Genomic DNA, 20,541 nt, shown 5'->3' with positions numbered 1-20,541 from the left:
ACCACAAAATAAACACCAACTGTAAAAAGTCCGAGATTCAAAAGTTTTTGAGAAGTAAGATTTCCTAAAATTATATTATCATCATCGAAATTTTTATCCAGCTTAAAAAAGTTAATAATAAAGTCAGGTTTTGTTATTATAAACTTTAAAAGTAGTAAAACAGCTAAAATTGCTACTAAGTTTACTATTATTAAGTAAAACCGAATTTCGCTTGTCAATGAATTCGCAATAGTCTTTATTAGCGAAAAAACAGTTTGAATAAACACAAAAAGCGCAAAAATCTTAATGAAAATTCTGAAAAAGTCTTTTTTTAGTCATCTTTTATTTTTTGCTAAAATATAAAAATTCAACGATGAAAAGCTTGGTAAACGCGATTGATAAAGCTTAAATTTGTAGAAATTGCATTGTTATGAAAGCTTTAAAAATTATCGGTATTGAAACTCGAACTTCCAACGAAAATGGTGTTGCCATTGAAGATCTTGGGAACTTATGGGGACAATTCTTCAGCGAAAATATTGCTTCTAAAATTCCGAACAAAATTTCTGATACTATCTACGCAGTCTATACCGATTATGAAAGCGATTACAAAGGAAAATACACCACAATTATAGGATGTGAAGTTGATAACTTAGACAACATCCCCGATGGCTTAATCGGAAGAGAATTTGCAGCACAAAAATCTGAAAAGTTTGTTGCAAAAGGTGAAATCCATAAAGCAGTTGGCGAAACTTGGGGTGAAATTTGGGCAAAAGAAAAAGAACTTAACAGAACTTATCTTCACGATTATGAAGTCTATGGCGAAAAAGCGCAAGATCCAAACAATGCCGAAATCGAAATTTTTATTGGCATTAAATAGATATAGTTTTTAGTAAATTAATTCATAATTCAATTCGTAAAAAATGTCTTTAAAAGAAGATCTTCAACATAAAATAGATTTTAAAACCAAGCCTTTAGGAGCTTTGGGACAACTTGAAAATTTAGCTTTAAAAATTGGTTTAGCACAAAATACTTTAACACCAGAACTTAAAAATCCACATTTAATTGTCTTCGCTGGCGATCACGGTATTGCAAAAGAAGGTGTCAGCGCGTATCCGCCAGAAGTGACTTACCAAATGGTTTTAAACTTTTTAAATAATGGTGCTGCAATTAATATTTTTTGTAAACAAAATAATATCAATTTATCGATTGTTGATGCTGGCGTTAATGGAGATTTTGACGGAAATAAAAATCTAATTCATCATAAAATTGCAAAAGGAACAAAGAGTTTTTCGTCTGATAAAGCAATGTCAAACGAAGATTTAGAACAATGTTTTGAATATTCGAGAAGCTTAGTCAACGACATTGCAAAACAAGGCACCAATATTATCGGTTTTGGTGAAATGGGTATTGGCAACACTTCTTCCGCTTCGATGATAGTTAATGCACTCACAGATATTTCGTTGGAGAGCTGTGTTGGTCGAGGAACCGGTTTGGACAATGAAGGCGTTACTAAAAAACTAGAAATTCTTACGAAAGCTAGAGATTTTCACGGGAATATTTCTGATCCCAAAGAAGTTTTGTTGACTTTTGGAGGTTATGAAGTTGCCCAAATTACAGGCGCAATGTTGGCTGCATTTGAAAAGAATATGCTGTTAATGGTAGATGGCTTTATTGCAAGTGCCGCTTTTTTAGTCGCTTACAAAATCAATCCTGAAATAAAAAATAATGCTATTTTTTCTCATCAAAGTCAGGAAGTTGGACATCGATTGCTGCTTGATTATTTTGAAGAAAAAGCTTTGTTAGATTTGGATTTACGTTTGGGTGAAGGGACAGGCTGTGCACTCGCCTATCCTTTGATCGAGGCTGCTGTTATTTTTTTAAATGACATGGCGAGTTTTGAAAGCGCTGGTGTAAGCAATAAATAGATTTTTGATTTACGATTGTGTCATTATCTTTTATGATAAATTTACAAATCTTATTTCAAAATTCGTAAATCGTTATTTTAATCAATGAAAAGAGAATTCCATATATTTTTAACGGCTTTAATGTTTTTCACTAGGATTCCGATTCCGAGTTTCAAAAACTACGATGAAAAACTACTTAACCAATGTACGCGGTATTTTTCATTGATAGGGATTTTGGTGGGAAGTATTTCGTTTTTAGCATTTTGGATTTCGAGTTTATTTTTCTCAGTAGAAATAGCCATTATTTTCTCCTTCGTTGCTGGTATTTTGACCACAGGCGCTTTTCACGAAGATGGATTCGCTGATGTTTTTGATGGTTTTGGCGGTGGCTGGACGAAGACCAAAATCCTAGACATTATGAAAGACAGTCGCCTCGGAACTTACGGAACAGTGGCGCTTTTACTAATGTTTGCTCTTAAATTTTATGCACTTCTTAAGTTTGTTGAATTTGCAAATACAGATTGGTTTTTAATTTTTGTTGGATTTATCTGTTATCATGCCTTGGCAAGAACTGCAGGTATTACACTAAGTTTTCTTATACCTTATTCTCGTGAAGATGCCAGTAGTAAAAGTAAACCTTTGGCAGTTTCTTATACTTGGAAGGAAGTTTTTGGCGCTTATTTTTTTGGTTGTTTAACGTTGTTATTTTTAGTATCTTTCTCTTTATATTTTTTCGCAATTATTCCCATTTTAATGATGTTGGTTATGTATGCCAAATACTATTTTAACAAATGGATAGATGGCTTTACAGGCGATTGTTTGGGTACTGTTGAGCAGTTTGCGGAAGTATTTATTTTATTAACGATTGTTGCAGTATGTCGATATATTTAATTCGTCACACAGAAGTGGATGTTCCGAAAGGGACTTGTTATGGGCAAAAAGATGTGCCTTTGAAGAAAAATGCAGAGAAAGAGTTTGCGAAATTAAAACGACTTTTACCGAAGTCTTATGATGTTGTATACAGCAGTCCGAGTCAACGTTGTACAGAATTAGCACAGTTTTTAAGTCCTAATTTTAAAACAGAAAAAGCACTTTTAGAACTCAATTTTGGAGATTGGGAAGGCATGCTTTGGCAAGATATCCCAGAACATGAACTAAAAATTTGGGGCGAAAATTTTGTTACCGAAAAACCGCCAAAAGGAGAAAATCTACTAAAACTTTTTGAACGTACCAGTCAATTTTTTGATACTTTAAGAATGTATGATGATCAAGATATTGTGATTGTTGCACATGCTGGCGTTATCCGTTGCATGATAGCTTACATGTTACAAATTCCGTTAGAGAACATTTTTAAAATCCAAGTTGGCTTTGGAAAGGTTTACAAATTTGACCTTAAAGACGATTCGCTAATGGATCAATGGTTTATTTAATCTTTATTAAACAAAATGTCGAAACTCAAAAAAATACGCGAGCAGAAAAACCTAACTCAGGAAGAATTGGCAGAATTGTCAGGAATTTCGGTGAGAACCATCCAACGCATAGAATCTGGAACGCCTCCAAAAGGCTTTACTTTAAAAGCGCTTGCGAAATCTTTGGACGTTGCTGCGCAAGAGTTTTTAGAAATAACTCCAATAATACAAGAAAGTTTTGTTAACGATTCTCAAATTCCGATCACTACTTCAGAAGAAAAAATCGATGCTATTTTTGGTTTAACTAAAATCATTAACCTTTCTTCGCTTCCAGTTTCGTTCGTTCCGATTTTATGTTTTTTGTCACCGTTAATCTTAAAGTTGGTTTATAAACAAAAGTCAAACATCATAAAGCAGATAATTTCTTTACAAATATTGTGGTCAATTTTGGCACCTGTTATTTTTATGATTATCATCTTTATGAAGCTCGGCAAATCTTCCACAATTATCACAATGATCGTCTTAGTTCTGTCAAATATTTTCATAATTCTCAGAAATGCAATGGAAATCGACAGAAAACAAAAACTATATTTTAAGCTGAATTTTAATATGTTATAAAACTTGTCAGGAATTTGGCGGGTTATTGTCGGCTTCTTTTTTTGCATTAAATTCTCGTTTAAAAGAATATTTGCAAAAAAAACAAAATGCAAATTCTATTTAAATCAACTCTAGTTCTATTACTTTTCACCAATTTTTTCAATGCTCAGATTTCAAAAACTGATGCACTTTTTTTAGATTTAGAAAAGCAAGACAGTCTACTTTTTGAGAGAGGATTCAACCAATGTGACATCCAATATTTAGAAAATACAACAGCTGATAATTTAAAATTTTTTCATGATACTGGTGGTTTTCAAAATAAAAAAGAGTTTATAACGCGAACTAAAAAATACATTTGTTCTAATCTCAATAAGAAACCTATTAGAAAAGCTAATGTTGAAAGCTTAAACGTTTTTCCGTTGTATAATAATGGAAAACTTTATGGTGCAATACAAACAGGAACACATGATTTTTTTATCCGACAGAATAATAAATCTGATAGTATAACGGGAACGGCACAATTCACTTCCGTTTGGTTGAAAAATAAAAATGACTGGAAGTTAAGTGAAGTCTTAAGCTATAATCATCAAGAAAAAAGTCAAGCACAGTTGGATTCTGCATTTATTGATGATTTAAGAATAAAAAATAAGATTCCCACTTTAGGTTTTACTTTATTTCAAAATGGAAAAATTAGTTGTTCTAAAGTTTTTGGTGAAATAAATAATAGTATCAAAACACCGCAAAATAGCGTTTTTAATGTGGCTTCTTTAACAAAACCTATTACTGCGGTTACGGTTTTAAAACTTGTAGAACTCGGACTTTGGAATCTAGATGAACCTCTTTCTAAATATTGGATCGATCCCGATATCAAAAATCATCCTTATCTAAACAAAGTTACAACTCGAAGCGTATTAAGCCACCAGACGGGATTTCCTAACTGGAGATGGCAAAACCATGATAAAAAATTGGATTTTAAATTTGAACCAAATACAAAGTACCAATATTCTGGAGAAGGTTTCGAATATCTGAGAAAAGCTATTGAGTTTAAATTTAAAAAGTCTTTGGAAGACTTGGCTGAATCTTATGTATTCAGAAATTTAAAAATGAATGATACACATTTCACTTTTAATAAAGTAAAAGACAAATCTTTATTATTAAGTGGCTTTAGCGATTCTGGAGAAAATTATGGTATTGTAAAAAATAACAACATCAATTCTGCCGATGATTTGCTAACAACGATCGATGATTACGCCAATTTTTTAGTAGCAATTCTAAATAATCAAATTTTAAATAAAAACAGCTTTAACCAAATAATAACCGAACAAGTGAAAACAAAAGATAACAAAGCTTTTGGTTTAGGTTTCGAAATTTATAAACTTAAAAATAACGAAATCGCAATTTCTCATGGCGGATCTGACAAAGGTGTACAGACTATTTTTTTTCTACTTTCTGAGACAAAATCAGGCTTGCTAATTTTCACAAACAAAGATAATGGTTACGCGGTTTTTGCCCCAATTCTAGAATATTTTCTTGGAAATATTGGAAAACAAATAATTGAAATAGAGACTAAATAACTCTCGACTAAATGGATGATATTTTAGTTTTATTATAGAAATAATAAGCATTCAATAATCCTGAAAGCAACCAAAATATATAACCAACTGGCACTTTATGATATTCTGTCATTGCATAAAAATCTAGTTTTAAAATATAATCTAGACCATAAACCAACATTGTAATTATTGTAAAATAAGCTTAATATTTTCCAACATTCGCAGTATAAAGTATTCAAGAAATTATTAAAGTAAAATTACACAACCAGGTTACAAAATCTGGCACTGTCGAAAATGCCATCCAACCCAAACCTGCATACTGATAACCAAAAGTTTCTGATCTCGTAAAATCTGGCGGAATATCTGAAACACAGGCGTCACCAAACTAATGGCGTAACTAATGATGCTAAAAGCGAGAAAATTCATTTTCATGTTTATAAAATTAAACTAAAATTTTCGTCAAAACTTAAAACACCTTCTTCAATATTTTCAGGATGAGTTGTAAAACCTTTTAGCTTCGAGGTTTTTCCTTTTTTTATTAAATCAACAATCTGTTTTTCGGTCAGCTTTTTTCCAAAAACCTCAAATCCAACTTTGAAACCACAAACTTTAAAATCCGAACAACCAATTGCGGTCTTCCCTTTCATTAGCTTGCTTTTTTTGCATTTTGGACAATCTTCTTCTTCCCAAATTATACTTGTTGGTTTTCTAGGAGCGCGTTCTTTCTTCTCTTTTGGAGCTTCAACTTCTTGATGTACAATAACTTTTGGTTTCTCATGGATAACTTTCCTTGTCAAATCTGTCACCATTTGTATCAACTCATCTTTGAAATGATTGGCCTCGTACTCCCCTTTTTCAATTTTACGAAGTTTGGACTCCCATTCTCCAGTTAATTCGGGGCTTTTCAGAAGTTCATCTTCGATCGTGTCAATTAACTCAATGCCGACTGTTGTTGCAAAAATATTCTTCTTTTTGCGATCAATATATTTTCTTTTAAATAAAGTTTCAATAATATTCGCTCTTGTTGATGGTCGTCCAATGCCGTTGTTTTTGAGCATTTCGCGAAGTTCTTCATCTTCAACTTGTTTACCCGCAGTTTCCATAGCGCGCAACAAAGTCGCTTCGGTATAAGGTTTTGGCGGACTCGTTTTTCCTTGATGGATCAGAGGTTCGTGCTCCCCTTTTTCACCAATAACAAATTCTGGAATCGATTGTTCTTCGTCTTTTTCTTTCTTTTCAGAATCATCTTTTTTATCTTTCGCATACACTTCGCGCCAACCCATTTCGAGGATTTGTCTTCCTGAAGCTTTAAAAGGAATTGTCCCAACTTGCGCTTCAACCAAAGTGTTCGAAATTTTACATTCTGGATAAAAAACAGCGATAAAACGTTTTGCTACCAAATCATAAATCAGCTTTTCTTCTTTACTAAGATTTGAAGTTGGCGGAATTTCAGTCGGAATAATTGCGTGGTGATCTGTTACTTTAGAATCATCAAAAACCGCTTTAGACTTGGGAATTGGCTGACTCAGCAAAACATTTGTCCATTCTGTATAAAACTTCATAGAAGAAAGGATTCCAACGATTTTGGGATACAAACTATCGGATAGATATGTCGTGTCAACTCTTGGGTAAGTTGTATGTTTTTTCTCGTAAAGACTTTGGATATATTTTAGAGTGTTCTCCGCAGAAAAACCATATTTTTTGTTGGCTTCGACCTGCAAAGCCGTCAAGTCAAACAATCTAGGATTTTTTTCGCGACCTTCTTTTATTTCAAAAGATAAAATTTCAAATAAATGTTGTTTAAGATATTCTAAACCTTTTTCAGCTTTGTCCAAAGATTTTAGACGGTCGATTGCAGCATTAAAAACAACATCTCTGTATTTAGTTTTTAGCTCCCAATATTCTTCTGTTTGGAAAGCGTCAATCTCTTTTTGACGTTGCACCAACATCGCTAAAGTCGGCGTTTGTACGCGTCCAATTGATAAAACCGCTTTATTGCCACCATATTTTTTTGTGAACAATCTTGTCGCGTTAATTCCTAAAAGCCAATCACCAATCGCGCGCGCATTTCCCGCCAAATAAAGATTTTGATAATCTTCCGCAGGTTTCAAAGTTTCAAAACCTTCTTTGATCGCATCTTCTGTCAAAGACGAAATCCAAAGACGCTTCATCGGTTTTTTACATTTTGCTTTTTGTAAAACCCAACGTTGTATCAACTCTCCTTCTTGCCCAGCATCCCCACAGTTGATGACTTCATCACAATCTTCAACTAATTTTTCTATGGTTTTAAATTGTTTTTCAACGCCGTTATTAGGGATTAATTTAATTCCAAAATTCTGTGGAATAATCGGTAAAAAAACTAAATCCCAGGATTTGAAATGTGGACTGTAATCATGTGGTTCTTTTAGTGTACAAAGATGTCCAAAAGTCCAAGTTACGCAATAGCCGTTACCTTCGTAATAGCCTTGTTTAGGCATATCTGCACCCAAAACTTTGGCGATATCTCGGGCAACACTTGGTTTTTCGGCAATACACAACTTCATAGATTTTCAGTTCTAAATTTGAACAAACAAAGGTCGACAATTTTTCATTAAAAGACAATTGGTCTTGTTTTGATTTTTTTTCAGAAATTAGGAAAACTTAAATTAAAATTATGACACCCAAAAAACGACAATTGGTCGAGAAAAGTTTTAACAATTCCGAAACTTTAAAGTTCTACAAAGCAACTTTGGAAGAATTGGACACCGATTATATCTCTATTAAAATCCCCAAACAAGACAGAATGACGCGCAAAGCTGGAATGTTTAACGGTGCAATGATGGCGTCTTTGGTCGATGTTTCTTCAGGTTATGCGGCGGTTACACATTATGACGACGATTGTTATGTTGTAACAGTTGAACTAAAAGTTAATTATCTAAGACCTGCAATTGGCGATGCACTTCTTAGCAAATCCTATGTTATAAAAGGTGGAAAAAGCATCAGCGTTGTCCGCACCGAAATCTATTGCATCTCCGAAAATCAAAAAGAATCGCATGTTGCAACTTCGCTTGTAACCATGATGAGAATTAAATAAAAAAAAAACACTCCTTTGACTGCTTTTTATGTAGAATATTTATAAATTTTATTTCGATTTTGAAATAATTTCTGGTGCGCTATAAAGATCCTTTTCGGCTTTATAAATTCTAAATTATGCTTCGTAACCATCAGGAATGTATAACACGATAGGCATTCGTCCATTATAGTCTGTGAAGTATCCTTGTGATTTTACAAACTCATTCTTAGGCGCTGCATTTGGACAAGCCATATTGGTCGAAGGAGTTGATCCATCAGTCTTAAAGGTTAAATAATCGTAACCCCAACCTTTCAACTAAGACTTAGAAAATTGCCCAGATAACCCAATTCTGTTACAACCATCCGTTTGCATGGATTTAACAACAAATATTTCGATCTTTTTGTTCACTTCATTGTTAGAATGTGGCACTTCGATAACCACTTGTTTCATGCCTTTTTCTGCTTTTGGAAAAGGTATAATATCAACATTTTGCGTCGACTGAGCAAATGCTAAACCTGATAATAAACTCAATCCTAAAAGCATTCCGCCAGTTAATGTACTTTTCATTTCTTTATTTTTTGCTACAAGCTAAGACGCAATTAACATAACAAAACAATCTTTCAAAAACTGACAAGAATCAATTTAACCTTTTTAATGAAAAGCAATCGCAGAAGTATTTTCAATAAAAAAAGCCTCAAAAATGAGACTTTTAAATTTAACTATTTTGAAAGCTTTTTGGCATTGTTCTTCTTAACACCTAGATAACATAAAAATAAGAATGCCAACCAAATCGGAATAAGTTCTACCGAAATTTTTAGTCCTGTGAACCACATGATCACCAAAATTCCTAATAAGAAAATAAGACAGATATAATTGGTTAAAGGATAAGCGAAAGATGGGAATAAGGTTTTTGAATTTTTATAAGCTTGTTTGAATTTAATATGCGTGTAACTAATCATTATCCAATTGATTACAAGGCAAGAAACGACTAATGACATTAGGATTTCTAAAGCTTGCTCTGGTATTATTTTATTAATAACGATACAAATTGCAGCAAACGCAGCTGACACCAAAATCGCCATTACAGGAACGTGATTTTTATTTAATTTAGACAAAAATCGAGGAGCATTACCTTGTTCGGCAAGACCAAATAACATTCTACTATTACTATAAACACTACTGTTATAAACTGATAAAGCAGCTGTTAAAACAATGATATTAAGAACATTAGCAATTAATTTTGTAAACTGGATTGTCGTACCAAATATTTCAAATTGAAAACTATTTAACCTTTCAAAAACCATAACAAATGGGCTACTTCCTGCTGTAATTTTTTCCCAAGGCGACAACGAAAACAAGATTATCAAAGCTCCAACATAAAAAATTAAAATTCTATAAATAACTTGATTGGTCGCTCTAGGTATATTTTTTTCTGGATTCTCAGCTTCTGCTGCCGTAATACCAACCAATTCTAATCCACCGAATGAAAACATAATTAGAGCCATTGCAGCCAAAAGCCCTACAAAACCACCTTTTCCGTCAGTGTAAATCCATCCTTTTGGGAAGAAACCACCATTATTCCATAGGTTAGAAATAGTTGCTTGATCACCGCCAGTTCCGCTAATCAACAAATAACTTCCGAAAATAATCATCGCGATGATTGCAACAACTTTAACGATAGAAAACCAAAATTCGGCTTCGCCATAGACTTTAACCGAAGCAAGATTCAACGCATTAATGACAAAAAAGAAAAATAAACTTGACATCCATAATGGGATTTCGGGCCACCAAAACTGGACATAAACGCCAATTGCCGTTAGCTCTGCCATACTTACAAGAATGTACAACAACCAATAATTCCAACCAGAAGCAAAACCAGCAAATGAGCCCCAATATTTATACGCAAAATGACTAAAACTTCCTGAAACTGGCTCCTGAACGACCATCTCTCCAAGTTGACGCATGATAAAAAAAGCGATAAGTCCTGCAAAAGCATAACCCAAAATTACTGATGGCCCCGCCAAAACAGCAGCTGGGCCAATCCCTAAAAACAGACCTGTACCGATTGCTCCTCCTAAGGCAATTAGCTGAATATGACGATTTTTGAGACCTCTTTTTAATTCGGTTTTAGATTCACCAGATTGTTGTTGTGTTTCCAAATTCTTTTCTTTTGAAATAAAGTCCCTAAAATAGCAATTTAATTGCATTCAACAACCGAAATATTTTGAATCCTTAAATATTTGTTAAGATTTTTTTTCAGAAAGAAATTTAGTAACGAAATGCTAGAAAAAAATTCGATAAAAAGTCAATCTAATTTTTAAAACATTTAATTTTATAAAAAATATTAAAGATGGAAAACCAGATTAAAACCACGACTTTAAATTTTCTTTCAAAGCTTGAAATCAATAACAACCGCGATTGGTTTAATGAAAATAAAAATTTGTACGTTGAAGCGCAACAGAATTTCATTACAGTTGTTGACGATATTATTCAAGGGATTTCAAATTTTGACAGTAGCGTTCAAAAATTGGAAGCTAAAAATTGCGTTTTTAGAATATACAAAGACACGCGATTTTCAAAAGATAAAACACCTTACAAAACCAATATGGGCGCTTCTTTAGCAGAAAAAGGAACTAAAACGCTGAGTCACGCTGGTTATTACATCCATCTGCAACCTGGTGAATCTTTTTTAGCTGGCGGCGTTTACATGACCGAAACGGTTAATCTAAAATTAATTCGACAAAAAATAAGTGATGAATCCGAAGAATTTTTAAATATTTTAAATAACAAAAACTTTAAGAAAAATCTAGAACTTCGTGGTGATCGACTGGTTAAAGTTCCACAAGGATTTGACAAAGAAGATCCGATGGCAGATTGCCTTAAATACAAGCAGTTCACGGTTTTTCATCAATTAACGGACGAAGAAGTTTTAGATAAAAAATTTGTTGAGAAAGCTGTTAAGATTTTTAAAGAAATTTATCCTTTTAATCAATTTTTAAATGAAGCTTTGAGTTAAAATTAAACTTCATTTTCCTCTTCCACATTTTCCCAATATTTAGGATTTGAAAGGATAAAACTAATAATATCGCCGACAACTTTCATTACCAAAATATAGCCAAACAACATTGCAAACAACGGAATATAAAATTTAAAAAACGGTATTGCGATAAGAGCTGAAGCACTTGCATTGGAATATGTTAAGCGTTTTTTATTGTTTTGATAATACATAATTCCGTTGGCGATTGCCCAAAATGAAGACAACAAATCTGACCATTGAAAAATAAATTCCCCTTCATTTTTCCAAAGATTAAATGCATAAAAAATGGCCAACATGAAAACACTGACAAAGCATCCCATTATTTAAAAAATTGCAGCAAAAATTGAATCTCCCGTGTCGTCTTTGTCGATGTAAGATCCAAATTCTTTTCTATTTTTATCTGTTTTCTTGCGGGTTCTGTTGAGTCTGTATTTCTTCTTGAGATACTTAATCGGTGTATTTCGGATTAAAAAATAATGCGCAACAATCAAACAAAAAGTTTGGATAATCTGAATAACAACAAGATTGTACAGAAACTCAATATTACTTCCGTAACGATAAACAACAAAAAGATTCAATAGTAAAATACTCCAGAATAATGGATCTTTTAGAAGCTTATCAAGTGAAAATTTTCGTTTTAGCATTTATTACAATAATTGATTTTAAAGATAATATTTAATCATAAAAAAACAGCAGCAAAACTAAATTTGCTGCTGTTAATATCTAAATTTTTCGTTGAGAAAAATTAATTACATATAAGCTTCGATTGGCTCACAAGTACAGATTAAGTTTCTGTCTCCATAAGCTTCATCAATTCTAGAAACTGTTGCGAAGAATTTATGATCGCGTACCCAATCTAGTGGATAAGCCGCTTTTTCTCTTGCGTAAGGTTTGTCCCAAGCATCAGAAATAATCACTTGCTCTGTGTGAGGCGCATTTTTCAACACGTTATTTTCTTTGTCAGCTTCACCATTTGCAATCTCGTCAATCTCTTGTTTAATAGAGATTAAAGCTTCAGCAAATCTGTCAATTTCTGACTTAGATTCAGATTCGGTTGGCTCGATCATCAAAGTTCCAGCAACTGGGAAACTCACTGTTGGCGCGTGGAATCCGTAATCCATCAATCGTTTTGCAACATCAGCAACTTCAATTCCTAAAGCTTTGAACTGACGGAAATCTACGATACACTCATGCGCTACTCTTCCGTGCTCATTTGAATATAAAATTGGGAAATGATCTGCAAGAATTTCTTTAAGATAATTAGCGTTAAGAATCGCGTGTTCAGTCGCTTTCATAAGCCCTGAAGTTCCTAACATTTTGATGTAAGCATACGAAATGTTAAGGATTAAACCAGATCCGTAAGGTGCAGCAGAAATCGCGTCAATAGCTTCTTTACCACCAGTTTGGATATTCGCGTTGCTTGGCAAGAATGGCACTAAATGCTCAGCAACACAGATTGGACCAACACCTGGACCACCACCACCATGAGGAATAGCGAAAGTCTTGTGCAAGTTAAGGTGGCAAACGTCAGCACCAATGTTACCTGGGCTTGTGTAGCCAACTTGCGCATTCATATTCGCGCCATCCATATAGACTTGCCCACCGTGTTGGTGAATAAGATCTGTAATTTCTTTCACGTTTTTATCAAAGAAACCATAAGTCGATGGATAGGTAATCATAATCGCAGAAAGGTTTTCTGAATGTTGCTCTACTTTAGCTTTTAGATCTTCAAAATCGATTTCTCCGTTTTCTAAATTTTTAACAACAACGATTTTCATACCTGCCATTGCAGCCGATGCTGGATTAGTACCGTGCGCAGATTGAGGGATAACCACAACATTTCTGTGAAGTTCTCCTCTAAATTTATGATATTCGCGAATTACCATTAATCCTGCATATTCACCTTGTGCACCAGAGTTTGGTTGAAGTGAAGTTCCTGCAAAACCTGTAATTTCTGCTAAATCTTTTTCTAATTCCTTAATTAATTTTTGATAACCTCCAGCTTGCTCTCTTGGTACAAATGGATGAACACTTCCCCATTCTCCCCAAGATAAAGGAATCATTTGCGTTGCTGCATTTAACTTCATTGTACAAGAACCTAAAGAAATCATCGAATGTGTCAATGACAAATCTTTACGCTCTAGACGCTTGATGTAACGCATCAATTCTGTCTCTGTATGATATTTGTTGAAAACCTCTTCTTTAAGGATTTCGTCATTTCTAAGCATATCAGCAGGAATCGTGATTTCCTCTTTTAATTCTAATTGGTAAGCTTGTTTACCTTTAAAACTAGCAAAAGCTTCAACTAATTTTTGAAGTTTATCAATCGTAGAAGTTTCGTTGATCGAAATACTTATAAAGCCTTGCGAAAAATAGTTAAGGTTAATCTTTTGATCAATCATTAACATCTTTAAAGATGCTTTCTCTTCCTCATGAATTCTAAATTTAACCGTATCAAATACTGGCTCAGCAACAACATCATAACCTAATACTTTAAGCGCATCGCGAAGGGCATTCGCTTTATAATGAATTTGGTTAGCGATAAAATCTAAACCTTTTGGACCATGATACACAGCGTACATACCAGCCATAACCGCTAGCAATACTTGCGCTGTACAAATGTTAGATGTTGCTTTTTCTCTTTTAATATGTTGCTCTCTCGTTTGTAATGCCATACGAAGCGCACGTCTTCCGTACATATCTTGAGAAACCCCAATAATACGTCCCGGAATATCTCTTTTGTAATCCTCTTTGCAAGCGAAGAAAGCTGCGTGTGGACCACCATAACCCATCGGAATACCGAAACGTTGTGTTGTACCAACTGCACAATCTGCGCCCATCGAAGCAGGTGATTTTAATTTCACCAAAGCCATTGGATCACAAGCAACAACCACTTGAAGATCTAAGTTTTTGTACTCAGCGATTTTTTCTGTGTAATCGATAACAACGCCATTTTTTCCTGGATATTGTAAAAGTACACCGTAATAAGAATCGTTAAGTTGATGCTCTTCAAAATTGCCAACGATAAGCTCAATTTCTAATCCTTCTGCTTTAGTTTTAAGAACTGAAATCGTTTGTGGCAAAACCAAATCCGAAACAAAAAACTTGTTAGCATTGGCTTTTTTTTGATCTTTAGTTCTGTTGTTATAGAACATGTGCATCGCCTCAGCAGCCGCAGTTGACTCATCCAATAATGATGCATTTGCCAATTGGAAACCTGTTAAATCGCAAACAACCGTTTGGAAATTAAGTAAAGCTTCTAGACGACCTTGTGCAATCTCAGCTTGGTAAGGCGTGTAAGCTGTGTACCAAGATGGATTTTCCAAAATATTTCTTTGGATAACGGATGGCAAAATTGTATTAAAATATCCAAATCCAATGTAGTTGTCAAACATTGCATTTTGAGACGCCAAATCTTTAGAATGCAATAACATTTCGTACTCCGAAAGTGGCGCCGAAATATCAAGGTCTTTTTCTAGTCTAATAGCATCTGGAATGGTTTGCGAAATAAGTTGTTCTACAGAATCAACGCCTATTCTTTTTAACATTGCCGCTTTATCAGCGTCGTTCAGGCTTATGTGACGGTTCACAAACTGCTGTGTATTCATTTATACTTTTTATTAGGAATTATCAAATATTAATGAGCGTAAATTTACGATAAATAACAGAAATTACAAAGCCTATTATTCATGACATATTAGCAATCGCAACAATTGATAAAACTTATAAAATCTTCAAATCTGAAAAAACTAATTTAGAATTATTCAAAATATTGTTTGTAATTATTCTAAATTAATTTATATTTGCAGTATGAATCAGCCAATTATTGCTTTTAAAATTCCAGCTTTGACGCCAGCATTTTCTAACAATACCGAATTGTATTGCGAAAAAAAGAATTGTTGCAAAAAATTTAAAAAAGGGAAACGTTGCAAAAAATGCCCTGGTAGAGCCAAAATGGCTTAGAACAAAGCAAAAACTTTTTTTAGTACCAACAGAATAAAAGCAATTAACAAAACAATTGTTACAACTTTAATTCTATAAGCTAAAAACCGCTGATCTCTTCTAAATAACGGAGAACTCGCTTGTCTAGGATGATGTTCTTCTCTCCTATTATTAAGACGTTCTTTAACCTGAGGTTCTTCATCAACCTCTCCAACTTCTAATTGTGTAATAGTAATGGCTTGCACAACCGTTTTATGAATCGCCGTATTGGTTGCATGTAACAACAACTGGAACTTTCCTTGGCTATCAAATTGTGTAATCTTAAAACGTCTTTCTCCATTAACTTTTTCTAGTCCAAACGGAATAATCTTCACCAAGTCGGCATCGTAAGTCTGCCAATACAATCTAATCTCATCACCAACACGCGCCCGAATTTTATCTGAATGAAACTTCTGAATCTTCGGAGGTAAGGTCGACTTAATATTTCTTTGAACTGAATTAAATTGGTTGTCGTAAGATTTGCGTCTATCCACATCAATCAAAACTTCGTACGCCTCCTGAACTTCGCGAAAACGCAATTCAAAAAACTCATCATTATCATTTTTATCAGGATGATACTTCATCGACAATTTTCGATAAGCCTTTTTAATGTCCTCTGCGGAAGCATCTTCGCTAACACCTAAAAAATAATAATAGTTCTTCATTTTAATTCTAGTACAAAAATAAAAAAACGAAGAGAGATTTCCCTTCGTTTCTAGATATTTTTCAAATTATATACTTCTACTTCAAAGAATGAAGTCCAACCATGTTTCCTTCTGTAGCGGTAATCAAAGACATAAATTCAAACTCACCGATCCCCATTTTTGGTTTAACAACTTTTCCTCCTGCAGCATCTACTCTACTTTCTTTCACACTGCAATCTTCATAAGTAAAATATACAATGGTGCTATTTCTGCCGCTTGGCACGCCTTGCATCTGGACTAAAGCGGCAGATCAACCAGGAAGCATCTCATCGTTAGCGCCTTGCATTGGGAAGCCAACCATATTCATATTTTCGTACGTAGGATCGGTCATTTGCATCATTTTCTTTTGCATAACTTCCTCATATTATTTTTGAGCTCTGCTCATATCTTGAACATAAATCTCGAACCAACAAACTGGATTTGTTTCCGTTAGCAAGTGCGGCATTTACGACTTTATCCACTTCTTCGTGACTATTAAGACTAATCGCAACCAAAACTTGCGTCGTATCACCTTTTGGAACTGGTCTTTCAGAAAAAGTTTCGAAAAACTCTTCGGTTAAAAACATAACATTGATAAGTTCTTCCTTTAGAATCACGCAAACTGCCTTTTCATCGGTAACGTGAGGATTAATTTCAAAACCTAAAGCTTTCCAAAAAGCCTTTGTTTTTTCGACATCTTTTATTGGGAGATTGACGTAAACTTCGTTGATATTTATAATGTGTTATTTGTGATTAGTGAAAATAATTCATAATTCATAATTCATAATTCATAATTCATAATTCATAATTCAAAAACATTTTCAAGAATTATAAGCCGCTTCTAAATCAGCGATGACAATTTTCTTCATCTTTAGCATTGCTTCAACAACTTTTTGCGCTTTCTCATGATTAGGATCGCCCATCAATTCAATCAATCGATGTGGCACAATTTGCCAGCTTACACCATATTTATCTTTGAGCCAACCGCATTGACTTTCTTGCCCACCATTTTCTGTAAAAGCATTCCAATATTTATCGGTTTCCGTCTGGTCATTCGTCATAACGACCATAGAAACGCCTTCGGTGAAATTAAAATCATGCGTCGTGCCGCCATCCATCGCATACAAAGCATAATTGTCGATTGTAAATTGCGCATGTGCCACCATTCCTGCTAAATCTCCAGAATTTTGAGGATGCTCCATTATTCCATTGATTTCAGAATTTGGGAAATTTGAAACATAAAAATCCATTGCTTCGCGACATTTACCATTACTTTGTTGAATAAACATAAAGGTTGGGATATACTTTTGTTCCATTTTATCACCTTTGTAGAACTGCCAACTTACACCGAATTTATCGTTAATCCATGCATATTTTTCACTCCACGGATAAGAATTTAATTCCATTAAAACCTTAGCATCAGAAGATAATTTATTGTAGTAATCCTCGACTTCTTCGTCCGTTTCGCACATCACCATAATCGAAATACTAGGATTTGGCTGAAACATTGATCTACCATTTAATAACATTAATTTTTGACCATTTAAATCAACATTAACTACCATTGGCGAATCTACACTAACATGCGAATTTGGAAAAACATCTGCATATAATTTTGCGGCTTCACTCGCATTGCCATTGAACCAAAAACAAGGGAAAATATTTGGATTAATCATAAGTTTAAATTTTTTTTAGTTACAGTTTTGTCTCTGCATAATTTTTAAAACTGTTAAGAATCGCCTGCCAGCCTTGCAATTGCATATCTTCTGGATTTTGAGTTTCTAAATCAAATTTCACTGAGATTTCTGTTTTATTAAGATTCAAAGCTTTAAAATTTGTTTCCACTTCGCGACCGGCTTCCATGTGGTATTTTATTAATTCTAAAGGTTTAACGTCGTCATAGACACCTTCAAAATAAAACCCAAAAATTCCATCTTTGGCTTCCATTCTGTTTTTGAATTTTCCACCAACTTGCAAATCGTTTTCGGAGCTTGGACAAGACCAAGATTCGTGTGCAAAATTCCAATTCACGATATCTTTTGGATCGTTATAAGCTTCCCAAACTTGGTCAACTGGCTTGTTGATTTCTGCTGATATTGTGAGTTTTCCCATTTTTAATATTTTAATTATTAATTAAAATTATTAAATCAAATTTAATCCTTTAGAATATTCGAAGCACTTATCATAAGACAATTCAATTATCTTTTAACAAAATTTATTAGTATTAAAAATGAAAAATGATTTGTAACTTTATCCTGTCTTTAGGACAAATTATTTTTTTTAAACTATGAAGAAAGCCACGCTATTACTAAGTTTTGTATCGTTAAGTCTCACTGCTCAAAATTTTACAAAACAAGATACTTTAAAAGGTTCTGATACCGAATTCCGAAATTTTTGGGACGTAAAAAAATATGACATTAATCTAGAAGCAAATTTCGAAAATAGAAGTATCGCAGGAACTAACAAAATCTCTTTTGAAATTACAAAAGATGTGGTTAATCCGACCTTCCAAATCGATTTGCAAAAGCCAATGAAAGTCGCAAAACTTGCCGCTAGCTTCGACAAAAAAGCAAAATATCAACAAGAAGACGATTTCATTTTTATTAAAACAAATAGAAAATTTAAGAAAGGTGAAAAACTAAATTTCGTTGTCACTTTTGAAGGAAATCCTGTTGTCGCCAAAAAAGCACCTTGGGATGGCGGTTGGATTTTTGAAAAAGATAAAAACGGAAATCCTTGGATGACTGCTGCCGACGAAGGTATTGGTGCAAGTATTTGGTTGCCATGTAAAGATATATGGAGTGACGAACCCGACAATGGTATTAGTTTTAAAATCACAACACCGAAAGATTTAGTTGGCGTTGCCAACGGACGATTAGTTGAGACTAAAACACTTGGTAACAAAAAGTCATATTTGTGGGAAGTCAAAAATCCGATTAACGCCTATTCTATCATTCCGTCGATTGGGAAGTATGTCAATTTTAAAGAAACTTATGATGGCGAAAAGGGAAAATTAGACCTTGATTATTGGGTTTTGGATTACAATCTTGACAAAGCTAAAAAGCAATTTGCACAAGTTAAACCGATGATGAAGTCCTTTGAATATTGGTTTGGCGCTTATCCTTTCTACGAAGATTCTTACAAAATTGTTGAATCGCCGCATCTTGGGATGGAACATCAAAGTAATGTCGCTTATGGTAATAAATATGAAAACGGCTATCTAGGTCGTGATCTTTCGGGTTCTGGCGTTGGACTTAAGTGGGATTTTATCATCATCCACGAAACTGGACACGAATGGTTTGCTAATAACATCACAGCAAAAGATCAAGCGGATATGTGGGTTCATGAGGCTTTTACGAGTTACTCAGAAACCTTATACACCGAAAGCCTTTTTGGAAAAGAAGATGCCGATAAATATGTGACTGGAACGCGAAAAAATATCCATAATGACATCCCAATAATCGGGACTTATGGCGTTAGAAATGAAGGCAGCGGCGATATGTATTATAAAGGTGCAAACATGTTACATACGATTCGTCAAGTGATAAATAATGATGAAAAATTTCGACAAATTTTGAGAGGACTTAACAAAGATTTTTATCATCAAACAGTTACAGGAAAGCAAGTTGAAGATTATTTTAGTCAAAAATCAGGAATGGATTTATCAACGATTTTTGACCAATATTTGAGAACAACTTATATCCCAACTTTGGAATATAAACAAGAAAATAATAAATTAAGTTATCGCTGGACACATACGGTTAAAGATTTTAAAATGCCTCTAAGATTAGCTTCTGGCGAAATAATTTCTCCAACTGACAACTGGCAAACTACAGATTTGAAATCGAATAATCCCGTGGAATTTAATAACAACTATTACATTCTTTATAATAAGCAATAAATTTTAGTTTTGTTTAAAATCAAACTTTTTTAGAAAAAATTAAGCTATCAGAAATGATGGCTTTTTTGTTGATAAATTTTCGAAAAAAATCTTTGTCACGACATTCATTTTTTTAAATTTACTTTTTAAAACCGAACGTGATGAAAACGATTCTAACTTTTATATTAATAGGAATAGGCGTGACAATTGCTGCACAAGAAACACCAAAAAAAGATTCTGTAAAGATTTTGGAAGCGAAACCTTTTACTAAATCTCCAAAATTGTCCAATAGTAATCCTTTTTATAAAAACATAGATTCTGCAAAAGCATCGCAATACAAAATGTTAAATAAGAAACCTAAATCTGAAAATTATTCAAGTTTAAAAAAACAAAAACAAATCGAGTTAACAACTCCCAACTTGAAATTAAAAGATTTAAAAGAAAAATCCGACAAATAGTCAAAAAC

Annotated in this window: 22 protein-coding genes and 2 pseudogenes; 10 read left to right on the top strand and 14 right to left on the bottom strand. The window is 33.7% G+C overall.

Annotated elements, in window-relative coordinates:
- Positions 1-409: 409 nt before the first annotated feature.
- The 6 genes from AC23MB_RS09925 (at position 410) to AC23MB_RS09900 (ending at position 5,463) form a co-directional block, all read left to right on the top strand.
- Positions 410-856: a GyrI-like domain-containing protein gene (locus tag AC23MB_RS09925; protein WP_487787159.1), complete on the top strand. Its 447-nt coding sequence runs from the start codon at positions 410-412 to the stop codon at positions 854-856.
- Positions 857-899: 43 nt separating this feature from the next.
- Positions 900-1,904 carry a nicotinate-nucleotide--dimethylbenzimidazole phosphoribosyltransferase gene (gene cobT / locus AC23MB_RS09920; RefSeq protein ID WP_487787158.1) on the top strand — a complete coding sequence of 335 codons (1,005 nt, stop codon included), beginning with the start codon at positions 900-902 and terminating at the stop codon, positions 1,902-1,904.
- Positions 1,905-1,988: 84 nt separating this feature from the next.
- Entirely contained in the window at positions 1,989-2,774 is a 786-nt protein-coding gene (locus AC23MB_RS09915; protein ID WP_312324085.1) for an adenosylcobinamide-GDP ribazoletransferase, read from the top strand.
- A complete protein-coding gene (cobC, locus tag AC23MB_RS09910) occupies positions 2,759-3,313 on the top strand; it encodes an alpha-ribazole phosphatase (RefSeq protein WP_312324084.1) in 555 nt (184 codons plus the stop codon). The genes AC23MB_RS09915 and cobC overlap by 16 nt, the downstream gene beginning before the upstream one ends.
- A gap of 15 nt (positions 3,314-3,328) precedes the next feature.
- A complete protein-coding gene (locus AC23MB_RS09905; protein ID WP_374329310.1) occupies positions 3,329-3,910 on the top strand; it encodes a helix-turn-helix domain-containing protein in 582 nt (193 codons plus the stop codon).
- Between the two features lie 86 nt (positions 3,911-3,996).
- On the top strand, positions 3,997-5,463 hold the full coding sequence (locus AC23MB_RS09900) for a serine hydrolase domain-containing protein (RefSeq protein WP_374329309.1): 1,467 nt from the start codon (positions 3,997-3,999) through the stop codon (positions 5,461-5,463).
- A gap of 7 nt (positions 5,464-5,470) precedes the next feature.
- Here AC23MB_RS09900 and AC23MB_RS09895 read toward each other — a convergent pair whose 3' ends face one another.
- The 3 genes from AC23MB_RS09895 to AC23MB_RS09885 all read right to left on the bottom strand — a co-directional run bounded on the left by AC23MB_RS09895 (position 5,471) and on the right by AC23MB_RS09885 (position 7,985).
- Positions 5,471-5,623, bottom strand: a complete 153-nt coding sequence (locus AC23MB_RS09895) for a hypothetical protein (RefSeq protein ID WP_312323674.1) — start codon at positions 5,621-5,623, stop codon at positions 5,471-5,473.
- 89 nt (positions 5,624-5,712) lie between these two features.
- Positions 5,713-5,868, bottom strand: coding sequence for a hypothetical protein (locus AC23MB_RS09890; protein ID WP_313030431.1), 156 nt, complete (start codon positions 5,866-5,868; stop codon positions 5,713-5,715).
- An 8-nt stretch (positions 5,869-5,876) separates the two neighbouring features.
- Positions 5,877-7,985 carry a type IA DNA topoisomerase gene (locus tag AC23MB_RS09885; RefSeq protein WP_312323673.1) on the bottom strand — a complete coding sequence of 703 codons (2,109 nt, stop codon included), beginning with the start codon at positions 7,983-7,985 and terminating at the stop codon, positions 5,877-5,879.
- A gap of 110 nt (positions 7,986-8,095) precedes the next feature.
- Here AC23MB_RS09885 and AC23MB_RS09880 point away from each other — a divergent pair, with 110 nt between their 5' ends.
- Entirely contained in the window at positions 8,096-8,515 is a 420-nt protein-coding gene (locus AC23MB_RS09880; protein WP_312323671.1) for a PaaI family thioesterase, read from the top strand.
- 114 nt (positions 8,516-8,629) lie between these two features.
- Here AC23MB_RS09880 and AC23MB_RS09875 read toward each other — a convergent pair.
- Together AC23MB_RS09875 and AC23MB_RS09870 are read right to left on the bottom strand one after the other, a co-directional pair.
- Positions 8,630-9,037 (bottom strand): annotated as a pseudogene (locus tag AC23MB_RS09875) (ecotin family protein).
- Positions 9,038-9,213: 176 nt separating this feature from the next.
- Positions 9,214-10,653, bottom strand: a complete 1,440-nt coding sequence (locus tag AC23MB_RS09870; protein WP_313030420.1) for an amino acid permease — start codon at positions 10,651-10,653, stop codon at positions 9,214-9,216.
- Between the two features lie 191 nt (positions 10,654-10,844).
- Between AC23MB_RS09870 and AC23MB_RS09865 the strand changes: the two genes are divergently transcribed.
- The gene (locus AC23MB_RS09865) at positions 10,845-11,510 is read left to right on the top strand and encodes a DUF2461 domain-containing protein (RefSeq protein WP_487787157.1); all 666 of its coding nucleotides are present in this window, start codon (positions 10,845-10,847) and stop codon (positions 11,508-11,510) included.
- Positions 11,511-11,512: 2 nt separating this feature from the next.
- Here AC23MB_RS09865 and AC23MB_RS09860 read toward each other — a convergent pair whose 3' ends face one another.
- The 9 genes and pseudogenes from AC23MB_RS09860 to AC23MB_RS09820 form a co-directional block, all read right to left on the bottom strand.
- A complete protein-coding gene (locus tag AC23MB_RS09860; protein ID WP_487787156.1) occupies positions 11,513-11,851 on the bottom strand; it encodes a hypothetical protein in 339 nt (112 codons plus the stop codon).
- A 3-nt stretch (positions 11,852-11,854) separates the two neighbouring features.
- Positions 11,855-12,175, bottom strand: coding sequence for a hypothetical protein (locus AC23MB_RS09855; RefSeq protein ID WP_487787155.1), 321 nt, complete (start codon positions 12,173-12,175; stop codon positions 11,855-11,857).
- A 105-nt stretch (positions 12,176-12,280) separates the two neighbouring features.
- Positions 12,281-15,139: an aminomethyl-transferring glycine dehydrogenase gene (gene gcvP / locus AC23MB_RS09850; protein ID WP_487787154.1), complete on the bottom strand. Its 2,859-nt coding sequence runs from the start codon at positions 15,137-15,139 to the stop codon at positions 12,281-12,283.
- 351 nt (positions 15,140-15,490) lie between these two features.
- On the bottom strand, positions 15,491-16,177 hold the full coding sequence (locus tag AC23MB_RS09845) for a J domain-containing protein (protein ID WP_487787153.1): 687 nt from the start codon (positions 16,175-16,177) through the stop codon (positions 15,491-15,493).
- Between the two features lie 76 nt (positions 16,178-16,253).
- Complete coding sequence (locus AC23MB_RS09840; protein ID WP_487787152.1) at positions 16,254-16,385, bottom strand: hypothetical protein; 132 nt, start codon at positions 16,383-16,385, stop codon at positions 16,254-16,256.
- A gap of 190 nt (positions 16,386-16,575) precedes the next feature.
- Positions 16,576-16,812 (bottom strand): VOC family protein, encoded by a 237-nt coding sequence (locus AC23MB_RS09835; protein WP_487787151.1) that lies wholly within the window; start codon positions 16,810-16,812, stop codon positions 16,576-16,578.
- 9 nt (positions 16,813-16,821) lie between these two features.
- Positions 16,822-16,926: pseudogene (locus tag AC23MB_RS09830) on the bottom strand (glyoxalase/bleomycin resistance/extradiol dioxygenase family protein); the annotation flags it as partial.
- 90 nt (positions 16,927-17,016) lie between these two features.
- Positions 17,017-17,871 (bottom strand): VOC family protein, encoded by an 855-nt coding sequence (locus tag AC23MB_RS09825; RefSeq protein WP_312324338.1) that lies wholly within the window; start codon positions 17,869-17,871, stop codon positions 17,017-17,019.
- A 19-nt stretch (positions 17,872-17,890) separates the two neighbouring features.
- Complete coding sequence (locus AC23MB_RS09820; RefSeq protein ID WP_312324340.1) at positions 17,891-18,307, bottom strand: SRPBCC domain-containing protein; 417 nt, start codon at positions 18,305-18,307, stop codon at positions 17,891-17,893.
- A 175-nt stretch (positions 18,308-18,482) separates the two neighbouring features.
- On the opposite strand from AC23MB_RS09820, the gene AC23MB_RS09815 reads away from it, so the two are divergent.
- Both AC23MB_RS09815 and AC23MB_RS09810 read left to right on the top strand, forming a co-directional pair.
- Positions 18,483-20,096 (top strand): M1 family metallopeptidase, encoded by a 1,614-nt coding sequence (locus AC23MB_RS09815; RefSeq protein WP_487787150.1) that lies wholly within the window; start codon positions 18,483-18,485, stop codon positions 20,094-20,096.
- Positions 20,097-20,236: 140 nt separating this feature from the next.
- The gene (locus tag AC23MB_RS09810; RefSeq protein WP_313030380.1) at positions 20,237-20,533 is read left to right on the top strand and encodes a hypothetical protein; all 297 of its coding nucleotides are present in this window, start codon (positions 20,237-20,239) and stop codon (positions 20,531-20,533) included.
- Positions 20,534-20,541 lie beyond the last annotated feature (8 nt).

This window comes from Soonwooa sp. T0.1_25, from assembly GCF_057652215.1.
This window is presented reverse-complemented; position numbering and strand designations above follow the sequence as displayed.